Genomic DNA, 389 nt, shown 5'->3' on the forward strand with positions numbered 1-389 from the left:
CAATTGCGGTTGAACTTTGAGCTTAATTACCGCTCTTTGCATAGCTAATAGAGATGCTTGTAAAATATTAATTTTGTCGATTTCACGACTAGAAGCAAAGCCAATTCCCCAACTTGTGGCGCAGTTGCAAATTTTTTTTGCTAATTCTTCCCGGCGGTAAGCAGATAGCTGTTTGCTATCTCTAATTTGGGCTTCCACAAGTCCCGATAAAGCAGAAGCAGGTAAAATTACGGCGGCGGCTACCACGGGGCCAAATAAAGCCCCTCTGCCTACCTCATCTATCCCAGCAACAGTTAATACTCCCGTACAAATCGCGGTATCAAACTCTAACCCTACATATGCTCTTTTCATAATTTTAATAAAATAGCTGTTAACGCTCAAGTAACAGC

Annotated in this window: 1 protein-coding gene; it reads right to left on the reverse strand. The window is 41.9% G+C overall.

Annotated features, from left to right (window positions below; translation table 11 throughout):
* Positions 1–389: ribonuclease HII (locus NBZ85_RS32030; protein ID WP_261563537.1), on the reverse strand; the 389-nt coding region annotated here is incomplete at both ends.

The organism is Frankia tisae (genome assembly GCF_025403405.1).
GTDB lineage: Bacteria > Actinomycetota > Actinomycetes > Frankiales > Frankiaceae > Frankia > Frankia tisai.